We start from the raw sequence: 19,917 nt of genomic DNA, 5'->3' as shown, positions 1-19,917 counted from the left end.
AGGGGCCGCCCGACGGTTCCGCCAAGGAGTTGCGGCCGGGCTGTTCAGAGCCCCGCGACCGGTAACAACAGCACCCGCGCCGGGTCGAACCTCTCCCAGCGCGCGGGCCGACCGCTGCGACCGACCCGCAGCCGGCACCAGCGCCCGCCGGCCGTGTCCTGCCACCAGCCGCTGATCCGGCCGAGCGCCCAGACGCCGTCGCCGAGGTCCACCTCGACCGGCTGGTAGACCCACTGGACGTCGCGGTCCGCCGGGTCGACCCGGTCCACCCGGTTCTCCCGGTCCGCCGGCTCTTCGGCTCCCCGGGGACCGCACTGACTCTCCATCACGGCTCCGCCTCCCGACCCGGCCTCGGCCGCGGCGGCCGCCCGGTGCGGGGCGGCCGTCGCGGCCGGAGGTGCAGCACAGCACACCCCGGGACTCTACAGGCGTGTAGAGAACGGCGGGAGGGGTTCGTCGAAGCCGGTCGACCCAATCCCCAACGGGCCTAGCCGAATCGGGCCGAGCCGGTGGGCGGATCAGCTCAGCGGCCCGTGCGCACCGGCCGCCGGCGCCGCCACAGCGCCACCGGCACGACCCCGGCCAGCGCGAGCGCCGCCGACGCGGGCGGCGCCTCGAACGGGGCGCCGGCCGCCCCGGCCGCCCCCGCCGGCACCTTGTCGAAGGTGCCCGGCACGGGCAGGGTGGACCAGTTCGACAGCGGCCACGCCACCACGAAGGCCCGGCCGATCACGTTGCCCACCGGCACGAAGCCGTCGCCGGTCACGTTGTGGTGCCAGCGGGAGTCCCGCGAGTTGTTGCGGTGATCGCCCATCACCCAGAGCTTGCCCTTGGGCACGGTGATGGTGCCGACCGGGTCGTCGTCGCAGGGCGTCGAACCGGGGAACAGGTACGGCTCGTCCAGCGCGAAGCCGTTCACCTTCACCGGGCCGCCCGCCTCGCACTGGATGGTGTCCCCGCCGACCCCGATCACCCGCTTGATCAGGTCCTTCTCGTCCGCCGAGGGCATCAGGCCGACGGTGCTCAGCGCCTTCCGGGCGGAGTCCATGACGGAGTCGCCGGAGGTGGTCGGCGTGCTTTCCAGCCAGGCGCCCGGATCGTGGAAGACCACCACCTCCCCGCGCTCCGGCTCCGCGCCGAACCACGGGGTGAGCTTGTCCACCAGCACCCGGTCACCGATCGCCAGGGTCTGCTCCATCGACCCGGACGGGATGGAGAAGGCCTGCACGAAGAAGGTCTTGATGCCGAGCGAGAGCAGCAGGGCGATCACCAGCAGGATCGGCAGCTCCTGCCAGAACGGGCGCTTCTTCCGCGGGCGCTTCGCTCCCTTGTCCGGATCCTCCCCTGCGCCCGACCCCGCGCCCGACCCCGCACCGGGCCCCGCGCTCGCGCGCACGCCCCCGCCCCCGCCCCCGGCCGCCCGGCCGTCCTCGGCCTCGTCGCGCTCCCCGGCTCCGCCGCTCTCGCCGGACTCCGCGCTCTGCTGCACACTCATGTTCTCGGCCCCTCCCGACGGCCTGACGGGAGCCCCAACGGAGACCCCCTGTCAGGAACGAACCTACCGAACAGAGGTTCCCGGGCGCGCCCTGACGTGCATCCGCTCGCCCTGCGGGCCGAACAGGCTCAGGAACTCCACCGGCTGCGGGCCCGCGTTGCCGAACGCGTGCGGGGTGCGGGTGTCGAACTCGGCGGCCTCACCGGCCGTCAGCACCAGGTCGCGCGATCCGAGCACCAGCCGCAGCCGGCCGGACAGCACGTACAGCCACTCGTAGCCCTCGTGGACCTTCAACTCCGGCTCCGGCTCGGTGTTCCGGCCCGGCGGCACGATGTGCTTGAACGCGTGCATCCCGCCCAGGTGACGGGTGAGCGGGATGATCGTCTGGCCGTTCCTGGTCACCGGGCGCGGATGGATCCGCGGGTCGCCGGTGGCCGGTGCGCCGACCAGTTCGTCCAGCGGCACCCGGTACTCCCGGGCCAGCGGCAGCAGCAGCTCCAGGGTCGGCTTGCGCTGCCCGGACTCCAGCCGGGACAGGGTGCTGAGTGAGATGCCCGTCGCCGCGGCCAGTTTGGCGAGCGTGGTGCCCCGCTCCCGGCGCAGGGCCCGCAACCGGGGACCCACCGTGGTGAGGACGCTCTCGAAGTCTTCGTCGACCATGCCTGCCATTTGCCGGTACGGCAAGGTGGCTTGTCAATCCGGCACCCGGGTGAGCTCCGCCGCGAGCTAACCTCGCGTCATGCGCATCCTCCTCACCCGGGACAGCGTCGCCGCCGGCGACGACGTGGACGCCCCGCACACCGCGACGGCCGCCCTCCCCGACGGCCTCGACGTCCCGGCGGCCCTCACCGCCCTCGGGCTCCCCCGGCCCCGGCTGCCACTGATCGGCGGCGGCCGCGCCACCTGGGTGGTGCGCGGCGCCGACGGCACCGCGCTCGCCGTCCTCGCCCAGCAGTGGCCGCGGCCGCGCCCGCTGCCGGCCGGCCGGGGCCCGCTCGCCGGGCTGGCCGGACCGGACGGCACCGTCCGGCTGCACGTCGAGTACCGGCGCCAACTCGACCCGGACGCCGAGTACCGGCGGCTCCGCTGAGACCGAGGACCAGCGGCTCCGCTGAAGCCGACCGCGCCTCCGGCTACCGGTACTCGCGCAGCCGGGGCCGCACCCCGATCGCGGTCAGGCCCAGCGCCACCGCCAGCACACCCGCCGCGAGGGCCGCGGTGGTGCCGTCCAGGTCGCCGTCGGTCTCGGCGACCGCCCGGTCCATCGCGGCGGCGTTGATCGCGATGGTGTCCCCGATCGCGTTGCCCAGCTGCTCGAAGTCGTAGTTGGACTGCCCCTTCGAGAGGCCGGTGTTGAGCGTGACCGCCTCCTTGAGCTTCCCGGCGGTGCGCAGGTCGCGGATCCTGCGGTCGGTCGCCTGGTACTGCCGGAAGGTGTCCAGCACGCGCTCGGCGGCGTCCTGCTCCCCCGCGAAGGTGACGTTGCGCAGTTCGCTGCCGAGGTAGCCGCCGAAGGGGACCACCGCGCGGTCGGCGCGGTGGCGCTCGGCCGCGTCCGCCAGCCGGGCGTTGTAGTCCGCCAGGGTGGCGCCCTCGATCCGGGCGATCGCCTGGGTCTGCTCGAGGAAGACCTGCTCGTACGCGACGGCACGGGTCGGGTCGATCAGGTAGCGGCTCTCGTCGGCGTTCATGTCGTACGCGACGGCGCGGGCCCGGCTGAGCGCGATCACCGAGTCGTAGGCGTTGCTCTTGGCGGTCACCAGGTGGTCCTCGGCCCGGCCCGCCAGGTTCAGCCCGATCACCAGCACCGCGCCGGTCAGCAGCGTGACGGCGGCCAGCGCCGGATTGACCACCCGGCGGTAGCGCACGGCGAGGGCGCGCTGGAGCCCGAGCAGCACGACGAGGGTGAGCAGGCCGACGGCGAGCAGCCACCACCAGCCGCTGCCCAGCGCGTCGCGCTGCTGCTGGTAGACGCGCTCGACGGCGGCGTCGTTGGCGACGGTGACCTGGTCGGCGGCGGGCAGCAGCTGCCCGCGCAGCAGGTCGGTGGCCTGCCGGTAGGTCTCCAGCGCGGCCGGCGAGGGCTGACCGGCCGGCGACCCGGCCTGCTCCTCCAGCAGCTGCGCCCGGGCCACCAGGGCCTCGTAGCTGCCGAGCCGGCCGAGCACCAGCTGGACGGCGCGCTGCCCGGCCTGGTCGTCGGTCGCCGCCTGGGCGGCCTGCTGGAGGTCGTCGTCGGCCTGGGCGCGGCGCTGCTCGTAGGTGTCCAGGGTCTGTGTGCGCAGCGTCGTGTACTCGGGGTCGGCGCCGACCAGCAGCAGGTTGGCGGCCTGGGCGTCCATGTCGCTCAGCGCGAAGTACAGGTCGGCGGCGCGGGTGGCCTGCGGGGCGGCCCGGTGGCCGATGGTGTCGGTCCCGTCGCGGGCCCCGGCGAGCACCGCGGTGGCGGTCACCCCGAGGCCGAGCAGGGCGGCCAGGCTCAGCGCGGTGAGGCCGCGCACCAGGCGCGGGGTGGTCCAGTGGGCCCGGCTGCCGACGGTACGGGCGCCCCGGACGAGGCGGGCGAGGGCGCCCGGCGGGACGGGTTCCGCCGTCTCGGGCGGGCTTTCCTCCTTCGAGGTGGCCGCCGCCCCGTCCCTGTGCTCTGTGGAGGTCGTCATGACCACACGTCCCTTTCCCCCGTGGCACGGCCCGCCGGTGCCCCGGACATAACCGGCGAACCCGAACGCAGAACCGTTTCTGTCTGCCGCTTCTCGCTACTGATCTCTCTTCCGCCGCGCGACGCTAGTGCCACACCACCCCGGGTAGAGCGCTCCCTGACGCCTCCTTGACACCGCCGGGCACCGTTCTTGACGCTTCCTTAGCGCCCGCGACCCGGGGGGGGTGTCAGGGAGTGTCAACAGGCGCCCGCTACGAGGATGTTCGTCCAGGTGAAGCGGTTACGGAGGTCGGCACGCACCACTACGCTACGTGCCATGAGTTCTTCGGAGAGGGCCCCCGGGCGGGGCACGGCGGTGGTGATGGGCGGCGGGCTGGCCGGGCTGGCGGCAGCCTGGGCGCTGCGCGGCCAGGCCGAGCGGATCGTCGTGGTGGAGCGGGACCACTACCCGGCGGAGGCGGCGTTCCGGGCCGGGGTGCCGCAGGGCCGGCACGCGCACCTGGTACTGGAGGCCGGGCACCGGGCGCTGGAGGAGATGATGCCCGGGATCAAGCAGGAGCTGACGGCCGCGGGCGCGATCCGGGTGACCACCTCGGAGGTCAAGTGGCTCAGCTCCGCCGGGTGGATGGCCGAGTACCCGGCGCGGATGGCCTTCCTCTCCTGCACCCGGCCGGTGCTGGACCAGCTCGTCCTGGACCGGGTCCGCACCGAGTCCTCGATCGAGCTCCTGGAGGGCACCGACGTGGTCGGCCTGCTCGGGTCGGCCGGGACGGTGACCGGGGTGAAGATCCGCGAACGGGGCCCGGAGCGCGGCGAAGTCCGCGACCTCCCGGCCGAGTTGGTGGTGGACGCGGCGGGCCGCTCGACCTCGGTGCCGAAGTGGCTGACCGAACTGGGCTGCCGCCCGGCGCCCGAGGAGCGGGTGGACGCGGGCGTCGCGTACACCTCCCGGCTCTTCCACCGCCCGGCCGGGGTCGACCTCGGCGGCCAGGCCGTCTACCTGCAGACCAAGGCCCCGGACGCGCCGCGGATGGGCGTCCTGCTGCCGGTCGAGGGCGACCGCTGGATCGTCAGCCTCGCCGGGATGCGCGGCGCCGAACCCGAACCCGGCGAGGAGGGGTTCACCCGGCACCTGGCCGGGCTGCGCGACCCGCTGCTCCGCGAAGCGCTGCGGGACGCCGAACCGGCGGGCGAGGTGCGCGGCTTCGTCCCCGGCCCGGGCGTGCGGCGGCACTACGACCGCAGCTGCCCGGACGGCCTGGTGGTGGTGGGCGACGCCGCGAGCACCTTCAACCCGGTGTACGGCCAGGGCGTCACCGTCGCCCTGTTCTGCGCCCAGGCGCTGCGCCGCACCGCGCTACGGCAGGGCGGCATCGGCCACGCCGCGGCCCGGGACGCGCGGCGCGCCATCGCGGCGGTGTCCAAGAACCCGTGGGTGATGTCCTGCGCCGAGGACGCCCGCTTCGCCACCACCACGGGCGCGCCCTCCGGCGCCCTGCTGAAGCTCCAGCACCGCTTCCTGGACAAGGTGCTGGCCGGCGCCACCCGCGACCCGGTGGTCACCGCGGCCTTCCACGAGGTGATGTCCCTGGTGGAGCCGCCGTCGCTGCTGTTCCGCCCGTCGGTGCTGGGCGCCGTCCTGCGGAGCTGAACCGGCTCCGTGCCGGGCCGCTCCCGGCGGCGGGCGCTACTCGCCGAGGTGCGCGGCGACGTAGGGCAGCGCCACCTGCTCCAGGGCGCGCCGGCCGAAGGCGGGGTGGACGTTGACCTCGAAGACCACGCCGCCGCTCTCGGCCGCGAGGTCCACGCCCGCCAGGTCGAGACCCAGGGACGCGGTCGCGCTGATGGCCAACTCGGCCAGCTTGTCCGGCAGTTCACCGTCGTCCAGCAGGGTGGACACGGCGCCACGGCACTCGTTGCACGGGGCGTCCGGGTCCGGCTGCACGTGCTCGACCGCGCGGACCACGCGGCCGTGCAGCACCACCACCCGGAACTGGTGGCGCCGGCCGTCCGGCAGGAAGTTGCGGGCGTCGCGGGCGATCAGCCACTCCGCCCCCGTCTGCGCGTAGTACCGTGCGGCGGCGGCGAGTTGGGCATGGGTGGTGACATGGAAGACGTCGTCGCCGCCCATCCCGACGCAGGGCCGGGCCCAGACGTCGCCGCCGAGTTCCTCGAAGGCCTCGGCGGCGGCCTCCGGGCTCGGCCGGGAGAACGCGACGCTGGGCATGTGCGGGACGCCGTCCCGGACGAAGCTCGCGACGGTGGAGTCCTTCTCGGTGGCGGCCCGCCACGCCTCGGCGTCGGTGCCGAGCGAGCGGGCACCGTGGCCGCGCAGCAGCCGCTGGCAGTCCTCGAACGCTCGGCGCCGGTGCGGCGGGATCTCGTACACGACCACCGCGTCGGCGGCCACCGCCCGACCGTCCGTCACCAGCCGGAACCCGTCCGCGCCGTCGGCCTCGATCCGACCGCCGCCACCGTCCATGAACGGCCGGGCGTCCACGTGCACGGGCTCCCGCCCGGTCAACGCCCGTGCGGCGGCGGCAAGCACCTCCCGACTGCCTTCGGTCGAGCTGTGATCGGTCAGGAGAACGAGATCAGGTCGGTCCATCCGGCCATGGAAGCGGCCACCGCCCGCCGGCCACAAGACAGCCTCCCAGGCCACCCGCCGAACGCCATGGCCGAAACCGGGTACTCGCGGAGGCGGGCTTCCGTGAACCAGCCGACCGGGCCCCGCGCTCAAACATTCGAAGACGGGCCGACCCTGACCGCTTGTCATGACTGAAACACCATCGGGCTGGGCATACCATCGATAGCCCACCGATGGGCCCGGCTGAAGCTCCCCCACGAAGCGCAACCGGGCCCTTGGCCGGCGACCGGGCCTGGACGTGACTCCCCCCACGGAGTGGCGGCCAGGCCCGCATGGTGTTCAACCAGCGACACGCAGCGTACATGCCATATCCACGTAACGCTACCGCGCGGCACTCGGTCCTGCGGGGCTCAGGCCGCCGGCGCGGCAGGAGGCGGCGCCGGCGACTCCTCCCCGGGATCGGTGACCACGAGGATGACGTGCCTCGCGTCGTCACTGTGAACGGCGCCGGCCCGGTAGCCGGGCGGGAGGTACAGGGCCTCGCCGCTCAGGGTGGGGACTTCGGCGGCGGGGCCACCCGGGGACCGGAGCGTCCAGCGGCTCGATCCGGCGGACTGGATCACCAGGACGTGGCCGTTGGGCAGGCGGGCACCGGTGGCGTGCTCGACCTTCCAGCCCAGCAGGGCGGTGAGGCCCGCGGCGACGTACCCGGCCAGTGCCGTGTCCGGCGGCCCGCCCGCGCCCCGGGGGACGAGGGGGTCGTTCTCGGGCCAGAGCAGCCCGAAGGTGCGGGCGAAGTGGGCGTCCAGGAAGAGCGCCGGCTCCTGGAGGTAGGGATCCAGCCCGGGGCGCTCGCTCAGGCGTTCCCAGTCCACGTGTTGTCTCCTCGAGGAGTCGCTCGGACCGGAGCCGTCCCACGAGCCCTTCCTCCGCAGCGCCCTCGCGGGCATCCGGCACATCAGCGCCACACCGGTGCTGGCCCAGATCGGCTACGCCGCGGCCTGCGCGTTCTGCGTCATCGGCCTGAGCCACACCGTCATGTTCGCGGTCGTGGACGAGGGGCTGGGCCGGCCGCCCTCGGCGCTCGGCACGCTCAACGCCGTCCAGGGCGTCGGCACGGCGATCGGCGGCCTCACGGTCTCCGCACTGATCCGGCGGGTCGGCATGGCGCGCACCGCCGGCCTCGGGACCTTCGCGTTCACGCTGGCGGCGCTCGCCTACTGCGTGCCGCACCTGGCGTTCGTCGTCGCGGGCGAGGTCGCGGACGGGGTCGCGCTCACCTGGACCATGGTGGTGCTGTCGTCCGCGGCGCAGCTCCACACGCCGTCCCGGCTCCAGGGCCGTGTCAACGCCACGTGCACGATGCTGGTGCTGGTCCCGCAGTCACTGTCGCTCGCCGCCGGCACGGTCCTCATCGACCGGTTCGACTACCGGACGCCGCTGATCGTGATGGCGGCGGTCACCGCGGCCTGCGCCGCCGTGCTGGTGCTGAGGCCGACCCTCGCGCTCACCGAACGAACGCTCACGACCTCGGCGCCGACCGAACCTTCGGACCGGACCAAAGCGACGGAGCAGGCCGAACCGGCGGGCCGGGACGCCGCCAACTCCGGCCCGGCGGCGCAGCGCTGAGGCCCGCGGCCGACCCCGCCCCCGCGGGCGGAGCGACAACACCCCAGGCGCCGCCGAAATACTGACGGCATGTCATGACTGAACCACTGTTCGACCGGGCATAACACCCTCACCCACCGGCGGGCCCGGCTGAAGCTCCCCCACGAGCCCAACCGGGACCTGGCCGGCGGCCGGGCCTGGACGTGACTCCCCCCACGGAGCGGCGGCCAGGCCCGCATGGTGTTCAACCAGCGACACGCAGCGTACTTGTCATATCGACGTAACGCTACTGCGCCCTTTACGCCGGGGCTCCCGGCTTCCGCGCCTCGATCAGGAACCGCGCCGAGTAGGCGACGAACGGCCCCCCGGAGGTTCCGACCACATGGCGACCACAGGCCTCACCCGCGGCATGGGCAGCTTCTTCAAGGAGTGCGAGCACCCGGAGTCGCGCTGGAGCAGGTGACCGCATGAGGCGGGCTTCGGCCCGTCGAACAGGCTGTCATGACAGGAGGACCGTAACCACCAGTCACGAGCTTTCCCAACTCGCCGATATCGCAAAGAAGTTACCGAGCTCTACATTGCACTCCGCGCCCGGTGGGCAGCGATCAGGTCTCGGTACCAGGCGTACGAGGCCTTCGGCGTGCGCCGCTGCGTCGCGAAGTCGACGTGGACCAGACCGAACCTCTGACGGAACAGCCCCTCCGCCCATTCGAAGTTGTCGAGGAGGGACCAGGTGTAGTAGCCGCGGACGTCGACTCCTTCGGCGGCGGCCTGGGCGAGGGCGTCGAGGTGGGCGGACATGAAGTCGATGCGGGGCTGGTCGGGGACGGTCTCCTCGGTGACGGAGCAGCCGTTCTCGGTGATGGTGACGGGCGGGAGGGCCTTGCCGTAGGTATCGCGGAGGCCGAGGAGGAGTCGGGTGAGGGCGACGGGGACGACGGGCCAGCCGAAGGCGGTGTGGGGAGCGTCGGGAATGTCGACGAGGTTGAAGGGCAGCCCGGGTTCGGTGGGGGCGGCGACGCGGGTGGGGTTGTAGAAGTTGAGGCCGAGGCCGTCGAGACCGGGGGCGTGGACGAGGTCCAGGTCGCCGGGGCGGACGGCGCCGAAGATGTCCTCGGGCACGCCGAGGGCGGAGAGGTCAGGGTAGTGGCCGAGGAGGACGGGGTCGGTGAACAGGCGGTTGTGCAGGGCGTCGTAGGCCTTGGCGGCGGCCGCGTCTTCGGCGGAGTCGGAGGCCGTCTCCACCGGGGTGAGGTTGTTGGAGAGCATCACCTCCAGGCCGCGATCGTGGAGCAGGGACGCGGCCAGGCCGTGGGCGAGGAGCTGGTGGTGAGCGGCCGGGAGCGCCTCGAACATCAGGGTGCGGCCGGGGGCGTGGGTGCCCAGCGCGTAGCCGAAGACCGTGTGGACAAAGGGCTCGTTGAGCGTGATCCAGGTGGGAACGCGGTCGCCCAGGCGGTCGGTGACGACGGCCGCATACTCGGCGAAGCGGTAGGCGGTGTCGCGGTTGAGCCAGCCGCCGGTGTCCTCGAGCGCCTGGGGAAGGTCCCAGTGGAAGAGGGTGGGCAGCGGGGCGATGCCGGCCTCGAGCAGGGCGTCGACCAGGCGGTCGTAGAAGGCGAGTCCGGCCTCATTGACCTTGCCGGCGCCGGTGGGCAGGACGCGGGGCCAGGCGATGGAGAAGCGGTAGCCGTCCAGCCCGAGGCCCCTCATCAGGGCGATGTCCTCGGGGTACCGGTGGTAGTGGTCGCACGCGACCTCGCCGGTGTGCCCGTCGCGGACGGCGCCCGGGCGCGCGGTGAAGGTGTCCCACACGGACGGGCCGCGGCCGTCCTCGTCCACCGCCCCCTCGATCTGGTAGGCGGCGGTGGCGGCACCCCAGCGGAACCCCGCCGGCAGGTCGAAGCGATCCGGCATGGCAGCCTCCTGGCGGTAATGTGAGGATTCCTCATGTTACCGACGCCGCGCCGGAACACCAGAGGACCATCAGCCGAGCCCAAAGACGCGCACACCCGGTCCCGCCCTGGTCCACGACGACTCGGCTGCTCGATCGCCCGGTACACGGAGGTCGAGCGTGACCGGACTGCCTCGGTGTGGCGCGGCGGCTGGGCCACGGTGTGGCGGGTCAGCCGACCCGCACGCCGATGAGGCAGGTGTCGTCGTCGGTGTCCGCGTCGGTGTACCGCAGCAGGTGGTCGAGCCTGTGTTCCAGGTCGTCCGGGCCGTCGGAAGCGCGGTTGCTCTGCGTAAGGCTGAGGAGGTTGGCGAGCGAGTCCTCCACGGAGCAGTCCCGCCGCTCGATGAGGCCGTCGGTGTACAGCAGGAGGGTGTCGCCGGACCCGAGCTCGAAGTCGCCGCCCGCGCCGTCGTGTTCGCCGCCGACCATCCCCGGCGGCGCGAGTACTGGGTCGGCGCCAGCACGGTGGCCACCCTGGTGGCCGGGCGGCTGTCGGCTGGTGCGACTCCGAAGAATGACGATGACTCAAGACCAGTCGGCTGGGGACGGGAGGGGCAGCTGTGGGCGGTGCGGTGCGAGAGGACACGTGCGTCCTGGAGATCGGCGAGCCGGACGAGGTGCTGGTACACGCGCTCGGCACAACGCCGGGCCCCGTGGAGCGCGTCGTCACCGACGGTGCGGCGAGGGCGTCATGAACGCCTGGGCCGCAGCTGCCCTCGTCCTGCTGGTGGCAGCGGTGCCGGTGTGCCTGTGGGTGGCGGCGCGAGGCAGCGCGGTGCATCGACTGGCCGGGATGTGCCTGCTGTCGACCGTGGTCGGGGGTGTGTTCCTGCTGTTGCCGCAGGCCTACCAACGCTCCTCCTACCAGGACCTCGCACTGGTCCTCGCGGTTCTCTCCCCGGCCGGCACCCTCGTCTTCACCCGCTTCGTCACGGGCCAGGGCCGGGCGCCCGGCGGCAACGAGTCCGAGGGCGGGGGCGTATGACAACCGGTCACGTCCTGGTCCTGATCCTGCTGTGGACAGGAGTCGGATTCGTGCTGCTGTCCGTGGTGGCACTGGCCGTCCTCAAGGGCACCTTCCTGCGGCTGCACGCGCTCGCCCCGGCCACGTGTGCTGGGGTGCCGCTGATCGCGGCAGCGGTGGCTCTCGACCAGGGTGCCGGGCGCGGGGCGGTGAAGACGCTGCTGATCGGTCTGCTGTTCGCGGCGGGCGGGACGGTGACCACGATCGCGCTCGGCAAGGCCACCTGGCATTCGGAAGGGAAGGGCGAGACGTGAACGAGTGGCTGATCGGTGTGGCGGTCGTGTTCGTCGCCGCCGCGGCGACGGTGGCGGTGCTGTGCCGGGATCCGGCCCGTCAGGCCGTCGTCCTGGCCGTCCTGGGACTGGGGCTTTCGGTACTGTTCGCGGTGCTTCAGGCCCCCGACGTGGCGCTGTCGCAGCTGGCCGTGGGCACCGCCCTGACGCCGCTGCTGATCCTCCTCACGGTCCGCAAGGTCAACCGCCCCACGGCAGACGACCGCCGTGACGGCGAGGAGAGCGGAGGGTGACGGCCCGCGTCCGGCTCGTGCTGTTCCTGGCCGCCGCAGCGGTGATCGCCGCGTTCTTCATCGCCGCCTGCACCGGCCTGCCCCGGTTCGGCTCCGAAGCACACCCCTACGGCGACCGGGCCGTCGCCGCCGCGCTCGCCAACCGCACCGCCAACGTGGTGTCCTCGGTGAACTTCGACCTCCGCGCGTTCGACACCCTCGGCGAGGAGTCGATCCTCTTCACCACCGTCCTCGGCGCCACCCTGCTGCTCCGGCGGGCCCGCGACGAACGCGAGAAACAGCCCGTGCCCGAGCGGGTGCTGCCCACCACCCGGCTGTTCGGCGCCGTCCTGCTGCCGGTCACCCTCGTGGTCGGCGTGTACGTCATCGCGCACGGCCAGCTGTCGCCCGGCGGCGGCTTCCAGGGCGGCGTCGTGCTCGCCACCGCCCTGCACCTGGCCTACGTGGCCGCCGACTACCGCGTCCTCCAGCGGGTCCGCCCGCTGACCGTCCGGCATGGCCGGGTTCGCCCTCACCGGCGACCTCTTCAACGCCTTCGTCTTCTTCGAGCTCATGGGCGCGGCCGCCTACGCCCTGACCGGCTACCGCATCGAGGACCCTCGTCCCCTGCACGGCGCTCTGACCTTCGGCATCGTCACCTCGTTCGCCGCCTACTGCTCCCTCCTGGGCATCGGACTCCTGTACGCCCGCACCGGTGAGCTCAACCTCGCCCGCCTCGGCCGGCAGCTCGCCGCCCACCACGCCGACCCGCTGACCGTCGTCGCGTTCGTCCTGGTGTGCACGGCACTGCTGGTGAAGGCCGCCGCCGCGCCGTTCCACTTCTGGCTGCCCGACGCCCACGCCGTCGCGCCCACCCCGGTGTGCATGCTGATGTCCGGCGTCATGGTCGAACTCGGCGTCTACGGCATCGCCCGGATCTACTGGACCGTCTTCGCCGGCCCCGGCGGCATCCCGCACGAGGCGTTCCGCACCACCTTCGTCGCGCTGGGCGTGGTGACCGCCCTGCTCGGTGCCCTGATGTGCTGGCAGCAACGGCACCTCAAGCGCCTGCTCGCCTTCTCCACCATCAGCCACGTCGGCCTGTTCCTCACCGGCGTCGCCCTGCTCACCCCGGCCGGCGCCGCCGGAACCGCCCTCTACGTCGCCGGGCACGGCCTGGTGAAGGCCGCCCTGTTCGCCCTCACCGGCGTCCTGCTGGACCGCTACGGATCCGTCGACGAGCTCAGCCTGCACGGAAGGGCCCGCCCGCTGCGCCTCGTGGGCGTGCTGTTCGTCGTCGGTGCGCTGGCCCTGGCCGGGCTGCCGCCGTTCGGCACCGGCCTGGGCAAAGCCCTGACCGAGGACGCCGCCGGCCACCTCCAGTCCTGGCTCCCCGTGGTGTTCGTGGCCACCTCGGCCGTCACCGGCGCAGCCGTTCTCCGAGCCGCACTGCGCGTTTTCTGGGGCGTCGGGCCGGTGCCCGCCATCCGGCAGGGCGAGGACGAGACCACCGGCGACGGAGAGGAACCGGAGATCCGCGGGCCGGAGCGGAGCCTGCCACCCACGATGCCGGCCGTCCCCGCCGTCCTGCTGGCCACCGGACTCGTCCTGTGCTGCGTACCCGCCGTCGCCACCGCCGTGGCGCGCGGCGCGGCCACCTTCACCGACCCGGCCCGCTACGCCGCCGCGGTCCTTCCTGCCGCCGGCCCCGGCCCGGCAGCCGGTGCCGCCGTGGCCGGCTGGACCGGAGCGGGCATCGCCCTCGGCCTGCTCTCCGCCGGACTGGCCTGCGCCCTCGCCACCGCAGCCGCCCTGCGGCCCCGACCTACCGGTCCCGCCCCCTCCGCCGTGCGCGTGCTGCGCCGACTGCACTCCGGGCACCTCGGCGACTACCTCGCCTGGCTGGCCGTCGGCGTGGCCGTGCTCTGCGCCGCCATCGCAGCGCAGGCCTGATCCGTCGGACCGGACGGCACGGCGGGGTTCGCGGGTCTGCCCCGACGGGCAATCGGGCGCCGTCAGGCCAAGCAGGTGCATGCTGCGGCGGCCCGGGGTGTACCGCCTGTGCTCCCGGGCAGACGACCCCCGACATCCAGCCGGCCTCTCGCGGTACGCCGCCGCCGCGAGCCGTCCAGCCCGGCCGATAGTCGTGTGTAGGCGGCCCATCCATCCCGAAGTGGGTGGACACATGTTCGATCAGGAGGATCAATGCGCGAGTCCAAGCCCGTCCAGAAGGCCGTGCACACCGTGGCTGAGGCCGTGACAGGCATGGTGGACCGCCACCGTCCGGAGGTTCCGGGTGCGCCCTCGGCAGAGTCGCCGACGGTCGCCGAGCCCACCGAGCCGCGCGCGCCGCTGCCGCCCAAGCCGGACCAGAGCGCGCCCGCCGGCCTGTCCGCGACCGGCCGTGGCACAGGCGCTTCCGCGGACCTGCGGGCGCAGAACGGCGGGTATCTGACGACCGCCCAGGGCGTTCGGCTGCCGGATTCGGACCATTCGCTGAAGGCCGGGCCGCGCGGGCCGGTGCTGTTGCAGGACCACCACCTGCGCGAGAAGATCATGCACTTCGACCACGAGCGGATTCCCGAGCGGGCCGTGCACGCCCGTGGCGCGGCGGCGCACGGCGTCTTCCGCGGCTACGGCACAGCCGCCGCCGTCACCAAGGCGGCGTTTTTGGCCGGGGTCGAGACACCGGTGTTCGTGCGGTTCTCCACCGTGCTCGGCTCGCGCGGGTCGGCGGACACCGTGCGCGACACCCGCGGCTTCGCGACGAAGTTCTACACGACCGAGGGTGTCTTCGATCTGGTCGGCAACAACATCCCGGTGTTCTTCATCCAGGACGCGATCAAGTTCCCGGACGTCGTGCACGCCGCCAAGCCCCACCCGGACCGGGAGATCCCGCAGGCGCAGTCGGCTCATGACACGTTCTGGGACTTCGTGTCGCTGCACACCGAAGCCACCCACCACACCCTGTGGAACATGTCCGACCGGGGCATCCCCCGCTCGTACCGGATGATGGAGGGCTTCGGCGTCCACACCTTCCGCCTCGTCAACGCCGACGGCGCGAGCACGCTGGTCAAGTTCCACTGGAAGCCGAAGCTGGGCGTGCACTCCCTGGCCTGGGAGGAGGCGCAGCTGATCTGCGGCATGGACCCCGACTTCCACCGGCGTGACCTGCGGACGCGATCGAGGCCGGCGCTTTGCATCCGGACCCGTAGGCGACGCCCGAGCTGAACCCGGACACCCTGATCCTCTGGAGCGCCCCATTGCGATGCTGCGGTCCGCACACGGTCGGGCTCATGACGGTCATCCTCGGTACGTCCTCCGTGGCACGGAACATCGACCACAATTCGGCTGAACGGTCGTACCGCGATCGGGTGAGCGTGTTCTCGTCTGCTGATGACCCAGCCGCTACGCGGCGACCGCGACAGCGCCCAGTCCGCGTACGAGGGGCTCCCCGGTCGGCCACGGCGCCGAGGGCCCTTCATGATCGAAGGAGATGGCAGCTGTCCGGCCGAATCCGGCCCGGACACCGGCCGCCGTGCCCATCGGCGTGCCTGCCAGCAGCACCGAGCGCGCCGCTGCGGTCTGCAGCAGTCTCAGCGCCAGCTCGTACAGGCCCGGGTCAGGCGGTCCGGCGAGCCCGTAGTGACCTGCGTCCCCGGCGTCCACACAGGCGTCCACCAGGTTGTCCAGCCCGGCACGGTGAAGCAGGAGCGTGCCGCGCCGGCTGGTCGAGACCGCCGCCGTACGGATGCCGGCGGTACGCAAGGCCCGCAGCAACCGGACGGCGCCGGTACGCGGCGGTGCGCCCCGGGAGTTCAGGAGTTCCTCGAAACGCTGGTCCTGGTGGCGGACCAGCAAGCGCAGCAGGTCTTCCCCCGACGGACCGAGGTGATGGACGGCCAGGTCGGCGATCACCGGGCGTTCGGCCAGGAGGGCGGCGCCGGTGTCCGCGTCGAGTCGGCCGGTCAGGTGGGCGGGCAGGTCGGACGTGGCATCGAGGGGGCGTTGCGGACGACCGGTGACGTGCGCGTACTGGGCCAGATAGGCGTCGAGAGTGTCCTGCCAGGCCATGGTGCGCAGCGGCTGGGAGTCGGTCAGGACACCGTCCGTGTCGAGGACGACCGCGCCCACCAGGTGGGGGGCCAACCGGACCGACGCCCGATCCGTGTCCGTCCCGGTCTCGTGGTCCTCCGCGCCGAGCGGCCCGGTGAGCGCGCCGACGCCGTCGGCCGACGGGGCCCCGGCAGTGGGCGGCTGGTACTGGGCGGTGGACATCTGAGGCTCCTCGGTCCGGTCCGACGACGGTTGCGCGCTCCGGCTGGGCACACCTCAACCCTCCGCCGCCAGGGCTCCCCCGTGCCAGGGCCGCTCGGCCCCGAGGGCTGGGCCGCTGAGCCCACGCGGACGTCCCGCCCCGGCGTTACGCCCCGTCCGGGGAGCGCAGCGCGTTCCCGATCTCGTGCGCCCAGCGCTGGATGTGCTCCGGGCTGCGGAAGTCGCCGCCCTTGCCGTGTCTGACGAGGCTGCGGGCGATCCGGCCCGGGGTGTCCGCCGTGACACTGCCGCCGAAGGTGACATGCCCGCGGGCGTGCAGGTGCCGAACCTCCTTCGCGGCTCCGTGCACCGGCGGGATGTCGTGCTGCTCGGCGGAGCTGTCCACCGGGCCGCTGCTGAACAGCCAGACCGAGCGCCGGGCCAGGGCCTCGGCGTGGTCATGCGCGCAGCGCAGGGCGTCGCGGTGCCAGTGGCCCTCGTAGAGCGAGCTGCCGAGAACGACGGCGTCGAAGTCCGACACGTCCTGTACCTCTGCGGCGGGGACGACGACGGCGTCGAACCCGTCCTGGTCCAAGGTCCGGCCGATCTCCTGGGCGATGCCGGCCGTGGCGCCGTGCTTGCTGCCGTAGGCCACCAGGACCCTCTGCTTCTTCATGGCGCTCCTCCTGCGTGTGCCTGCGCCGTCGGTTCGCGTGGCGAGGCCGACAGCTTCAGCGTGAGCCGTCGTCGGCACCCCGGCCAGGGCCGCTCGCCCCGTTCCCGGGGCCGGTCGGCCCTGCCGCGGGGCCCGGACCGCTGCCTACGGTTCGTACAGGGCCCGGGGTCACCGGGCCGCCCCACGACCACCGGGGAGGGAACATGGCACCGACCGCCGAGCTCCGGTCGTCCGACCGCTCGGACGCCCCCGACCCGCGCGAGCCGATCGCACTGCTGTTCCGGGATCTGCGCACGTCACCGGCGGGTCTGGCGGAGCGCGAGGTGCTCCGGCGCCAGGCCGTGTACGGCCCCAACACCCTTGCCCGGCGCGGCGGGCGGCGCTGGCCCCGCGAGCTCGCGCAGCAGTTCACCCACCCACTCGCCCTGTTGCTGGCCCTCGCGGCCGCGCTCGCGGCGGTCAGTGGGGCCTTGGCGCTGGCGGTGGCGATCGTCGCGGTGATCCTGCTCAACGCCGCGCTCGCCTTCGCCCAGGAGCAGCAGGCCGAGCGGGCGGTGGAGGCTCTGGCCGCGTTCCTGCCGGAGCAGACGACCGTGGTGCGCGACGGCGCCCGGCGGGACGTGGCCGCCCGCTCGCTGGTCCCGGGGGATGTACTGGTGGTCGAGGAGGGCGAGCGGATCTCCGCCGACGCCCGGCTGCTCGCGGGAGGCGTCGAGGTCGACCTGTCGGCGCTGACCGGTGAGTCGGTGCCGGTGTTCCGCTCGGCGGAACTGGCGGATGTCGAGGGCTCGCTGCTGGACGCCCGCGACCTGCTGTTCTCCGGGACGACGTGCACGGGTGGCCAGGCCCGGGCGGTGGTCACCGCCACCGGCATGCACACCGAGCTCGGCCGGATCGCGGCGCTCAGCCAGCGCACCCACCGTGAGGAGAGCCCGCTGGAGCACCAGGTCAAGCGGGCCGCCCGGCTGATCGCGGTGGTCGCGGTCGGCGTCGGGCTGGCCTTCCTGCCGATCGGTCTCGCCGCGGGCCTCTCACTCGCCGCCGCGGTGAGCTTCGCGATCGGCCTGCTGGTGGCGAATGTTCCGGAGGGCCTGCTGCCGACCATCACCCTCGCGTTGGCCTCCGGAGTGCGCGACCTGGCCCGGCGCGGCGCGGTGGTCAAGCGACTGTCCGCCGTCGAGACGCTGGGTTCCACGACGGTCGTGTGCACCGACAAGACGGGCACGCTGACCGAGAACCGGATGCTGGTGACGGCCGTCTGGACGCCGGGCGGCGAGAGCGCAGTCGACGCCCTGCCGGACGTCCCGCCGCAGGTGCGGCTGGTCGCCGAGGCGGCGGCCGCCTGCACGACGGCTCATCCGGACTCGGGCCACGGCGACCCGACCGAGCTCGCGTTGCTCGACCTGGCCGACCGGCTCGGCGTGCCGTGTCCGCCCGAGCGGCGTGATCGCGACCGTCGGGCCATGTACCGCTTCGACCCCCGCATCAAGCTGATGACCACCGCCGACGCCGAGGACGGCACGGTCGTCCTGCGCACCAAGGGCGCGCCGGAGGAGGTGCTCCTCCACGCCGCGTACTTCCTCGACCACGGCGCGGAGCGGGCCCTCACACCGGACGACCGGACCGAGGTGGCCCACGCCGTCGGTGTCCTGGCCGCCCGGGGCCTGCGAGTGCTCGCCGTGGCCGTGCGTCGGCTGCCGGCCGGCGCACCGCCGCCCGCCCGCCGTGAGGAGGCCGAGCGTGACCTGTGCCTGGTCGGCCTGATCGCCATGGCCGACCCGGCCCGGCCCGAGGTCGCCGACGCGATCACGCTCGCCCACCGGGCCGGCATCACCGTGCACGTCGTCACCGGTGACAACGGTCTTACCGCGGCTGCCATCGCCGCGCAGGTCGGCATCGGCCACCGCGGTTCCCGCATCGTCACCGGCACGGAGCTGGCGGCAATGAGCGAGCCGGAACTGGACACACTGCTTGCCCGGGGCGAGGAGGTGATCTTCGCCCGCACCTCGCCCGAGGCCAAGCTCCGGATCGCGGACGCGCTGCGCGCCGAAGGCCACACCGTGGCCATGACCGGAGACGGCGTCAACGACGCCCCCGCCCTGCGGCGCGCCGACATCGGCGTCGCCATGGGCCGCTCCGGCACGGACGTGGCCCGCGAGTCGGCGACGATGGTGCTGACGGACGACAACTTCGCCACCATCGTGGCGGCCGTCGAGGCCGGGCGGCGGACGTACGACAACATCCGCAAGTTCATCGTCTACATCTTCACCCACGCCGTCCCCGAGGTCGTCCCCTTCCTTGTGTTCGCGCTCGCCGGCGGTGCCATCCCGTTGCCGCTCACGGTGATGCAGATCCTGGCCATCGACCTCGGCACCGACACCCTCCCGGCCCTCGCCCTCGGCCGCGAACGCGCCGAGCCCGGGCTGATGGACCGCCCCCCGCGACCGCGCGGCCAGCGGGTGATCCAGCCCTCGATGCTGGCCAGGGCCTGGGGCTTCCTCGGACTGATCTCGGCCGGCCTGGTGATGTTCGGGTTCCTGCTCACCCTGACGCTGGGAGGCTGGCACCCCGGTGACCCGACCGGCCCCGGCACCGCGTTGCACCTGACCTACCAGCAGGCCACCACGGTGACCTGGCTCGGCATCGTCACCTGCCAGATCGGCACCGCCTTCGCCGCCCGCACCGAGCATGCCTCACTGCGCTCCATCGGCGTCCTCAGCAACCCGCGGCTGCTCGGCGGCATCGGCTTCTCCCTCGCCTTCGCCGCCGCCATCGTCTACCTGCCGCCCCTGCACCACGTCTTCGGGACGGCAGCGCTCACCCCGGCCCAACTGGCCGTCGTGGCCCCGTTCCCGTTCGTCGTCTGGGGCGCGGACGAGATACGCAGAGCCCTGGTGCGCCGCCGTACGGCGGAACACGTGGCGCCGGTCGCCGTCGTGCCCGCGCCAGTGCCTCCCGTCGCCGAGGCGTCCGGGCACCATCCGCTCGCCGTCCTCCTGGCCCGGCACGGCTGGAGTGCCCACCGGCTCACCCGCGCCCTCGGGGTCAGCGAGCACGCGGCCGACGAGATCGTCACCCATGCCCGCCGGGTCGCCGCCGAGCACGGCCGCCGCATGCCGTGAGGCGGACCCTCCACGTACCGGAACCGG

The 19,917-nt window shown here is 73.4% G+C and carries 18 protein-coding genes and 2 pseudogenes; 10 read left to right on the top strand and 10 right to left on the bottom strand.

Going from position 1 to position 19,917, the window contains the following annotated elements; genetic code table 11:
• Positions 1-44: 44 nt before the first annotated feature.
• The 3 genes from ACZ52J_RS24925 to ACZ52J_RS24915 all read right to left on the bottom strand — a co-directional run bounded on the left by ACZ52J_RS24925 (position 45) and on the right by ACZ52J_RS24915 (position 2,155).
• Entirely contained in the window at positions 45-269 is a 225-nt protein-coding gene (locus tag ACZ52J_RS24925) for a hypothetical protein (protein WP_360500259.1), read from the bottom strand.
• Positions 270-523: 254 nt separating this feature from the next.
• Positions 524-1,495, bottom strand: coding sequence for a signal peptidase I (gene lepB / locus ACZ52J_RS24920; RefSeq protein ID WP_465621825.1), 972 nt, complete (start codon positions 1,493-1,495; stop codon positions 524-526).
• Positions 1,496-1,558: 63 nt separating this feature from the next.
• On the bottom strand, positions 1,559-2,155 hold the full coding sequence (locus ACZ52J_RS24915) for a helix-turn-helix domain-containing protein (RefSeq protein WP_360500253.1): 597 nt from the start codon (positions 2,153-2,155) through the stop codon (positions 1,559-1,561).
• A 79-nt stretch (positions 2,156-2,234) separates the two neighbouring features.
• Between ACZ52J_RS24915 and ACZ52J_RS24910 the strand changes: the two genes are divergently transcribed.
• Complete coding sequence (locus ACZ52J_RS24910; protein WP_465621823.1) at positions 2,235-2,585, top strand: hypothetical protein; 351 nt, start codon at positions 2,235-2,237, stop codon at positions 2,583-2,585.
• 43 nt (positions 2,586-2,628) lie between these two features.
• Here ACZ52J_RS24910 and ACZ52J_RS24905 read toward each other — a convergent pair whose 3' ends face one another.
• Positions 2,629-4,155, bottom strand: a complete 1,527-nt coding sequence (locus tag ACZ52J_RS24905) for a hypothetical protein (RefSeq protein WP_465621821.1) — start codon at positions 4,153-4,155, stop codon at positions 2,629-2,631.
• A gap of 315 nt (positions 4,156-4,470) precedes the next feature.
• Between ACZ52J_RS24905 and ACZ52J_RS24900 the strand changes: the two genes are divergently transcribed.
• On the top strand, positions 4,471-5,805 hold the full coding sequence (locus ACZ52J_RS24900; RefSeq protein WP_465621819.1) for an NAD(P)/FAD-dependent oxidoreductase: 1,335 nt from the start codon (positions 4,471-4,473) through the stop codon (positions 5,803-5,805).
• A 36-nt stretch (positions 5,806-5,841) separates the two neighbouring features.
• On the opposite strand, the gene ACZ52J_RS24895 is transcribed toward ACZ52J_RS24900, so the two are convergent.
• Together ACZ52J_RS24895 and ACZ52J_RS24890 are read right to left on the bottom strand one after the other, a co-directional pair.
• The gene (locus ACZ52J_RS24895) at positions 5,842-6,762 is read right to left on the bottom strand and encodes an ATP-grasp domain-containing protein (RefSeq protein ID WP_465621817.1); all 921 of its coding nucleotides are present in this window, start codon (positions 6,760-6,762) and stop codon (positions 5,842-5,844) included.
• A 389-nt stretch (positions 6,763-7,151) separates the two neighbouring features.
• A complete protein-coding gene (locus ACZ52J_RS24890) occupies positions 7,152-7,616 on the bottom strand; it encodes a hypothetical protein (protein ID WP_465621815.1) in 465 nt (154 codons plus the stop codon).
• A gap of 97 nt (positions 7,617-7,713) precedes the next feature.
• On the opposite strand from ACZ52J_RS24890, the gene ACZ52J_RS24885 reads away from it, so the two are divergent.
• Positions 7,714-8,370: an MFS transporter gene (locus ACZ52J_RS24885; protein WP_465621813.1), complete on the top strand. Its 657-nt coding sequence runs from the start codon at positions 7,714-7,716 to the stop codon at positions 8,368-8,370.
• A 552-nt stretch (positions 8,371-8,922) separates the two neighbouring features.
• Here the strand turns inward: ACZ52J_RS24885 and ACZ52J_RS24880 are convergent.
• Positions 8,923-10,266: a GH1 family beta-glucosidase gene (locus ACZ52J_RS24880; protein WP_465621811.1), complete on the bottom strand. Its 1,344-nt coding sequence runs from the start codon at positions 10,264-10,266 to the stop codon at positions 8,923-8,925.
• A 208-nt stretch (positions 10,267-10,474) separates the two neighbouring features.
• A complete protein-coding gene (locus ACZ52J_RS24875; protein WP_465621809.1) occupies positions 10,475-10,735 on the bottom strand; it encodes a SpoIIE family protein phosphatase in 261 nt (86 codons plus the stop codon).
• Between the two features lie 262 nt (positions 10,736-10,997).
• On the opposite strand from ACZ52J_RS24875, the gene ACZ52J_RS24870 reads away from it, so the two are divergent.
• The 6 genes and pseudogenes from ACZ52J_RS24870 to ACZ52J_RS24845 form a co-directional block, all read left to right on the top strand.
• The gene (locus tag ACZ52J_RS24870; protein WP_465621807.1) at positions 10,998-11,291 is read left to right on the top strand and encodes an MrpF/PhaF family protein; all 294 of its coding nucleotides are present in this window, start codon (positions 10,998-11,000) and stop codon (positions 11,289-11,291) included.
• Complete coding sequence (locus ACZ52J_RS24865; RefSeq protein ID WP_360500186.1) at positions 11,288-11,584, top strand: cation:proton antiporter; 297 nt, start codon at positions 11,288-11,290, stop codon at positions 11,582-11,584. The genes ACZ52J_RS24870 and ACZ52J_RS24865 overlap by 4 nt, the downstream gene beginning before the upstream one ends.
• Positions 11,581-11,856: a Na(+)/H(+) antiporter subunit B gene (locus tag ACZ52J_RS24860; protein WP_360500183.1), complete on the top strand. Its 276-nt coding sequence runs from the start codon at positions 11,581-11,583 to the stop codon at positions 11,854-11,856. Before ACZ52J_RS24865 ends, ACZ52J_RS24860 begins: the two co-directional genes overlap by 4 nt.
• A pseudogene (gene mbhE, locus ACZ52J_RS24855) lies at positions 11,853-12,341 on the top strand (hydrogen gas-evolving membrane-bound hydrogenase subunit E); the annotation flags it as partial. The gene ACZ52J_RS24860 and the pseudogene mbhE, both read left to right, overlap by 4 nt.
• A 10-nt stretch (positions 12,342-12,351) precedes the next feature.
• Entirely contained in the window at positions 12,352-13,788 is a 1,437-nt protein-coding gene (locus tag ACZ52J_RS24850) for a complex I subunit 5 family protein (protein ID WP_465621804.1), read from the top strand.
• A 252-nt stretch (positions 13,789-14,040) separates the two neighbouring features.
• Positions 14,041-15,032, top strand: a pseudogene (locus ACZ52J_RS24845) (catalase); the annotation flags it as partial.
• 211 nt (positions 15,033-15,243) lie between these two features.
• Here the strand turns inward: ACZ52J_RS24845 and ACZ52J_RS24840 are convergent.
• Together ACZ52J_RS24840 and ACZ52J_RS24835 are read right to left on the bottom strand one after the other, a co-directional pair.
• Complete coding sequence (locus ACZ52J_RS24840; protein WP_465621802.1) at positions 15,244-16,113, bottom strand: HAD family hydrolase; 870 nt, start codon at positions 16,111-16,113, stop codon at positions 15,244-15,246.
• A 145-nt stretch (positions 16,114-16,258) separates the two neighbouring features.
• Positions 16,259-16,768, bottom strand: a complete 510-nt coding sequence (locus ACZ52J_RS24835) for a flavodoxin domain-containing protein (RefSeq protein ID WP_465621801.1) — start codon at positions 16,766-16,768, stop codon at positions 16,259-16,261.
• A gap of 203 nt (positions 16,769-16,971) precedes the next feature.
• Between ACZ52J_RS24835 and ACZ52J_RS24830 the strand changes: the two genes are divergently transcribed.
• On the top strand, positions 16,972-19,890 hold the full coding sequence (locus tag ACZ52J_RS24830) for a cation-translocating P-type ATPase (RefSeq protein WP_465621799.1): 2,919 nt from the start codon (positions 16,972-16,974) through the stop codon (positions 19,888-19,890).
• Positions 19,891-19,917 lie beyond the last annotated feature (27 nt).

Source organism: Kitasatospora sp. NPDC034035 (genome assembly GCF_055575755.1).
The sequence above is the reverse complement of the archived record's forward strand: the minus strand, read 5'-3'. Positions and strand labels throughout refer to the sequence as shown.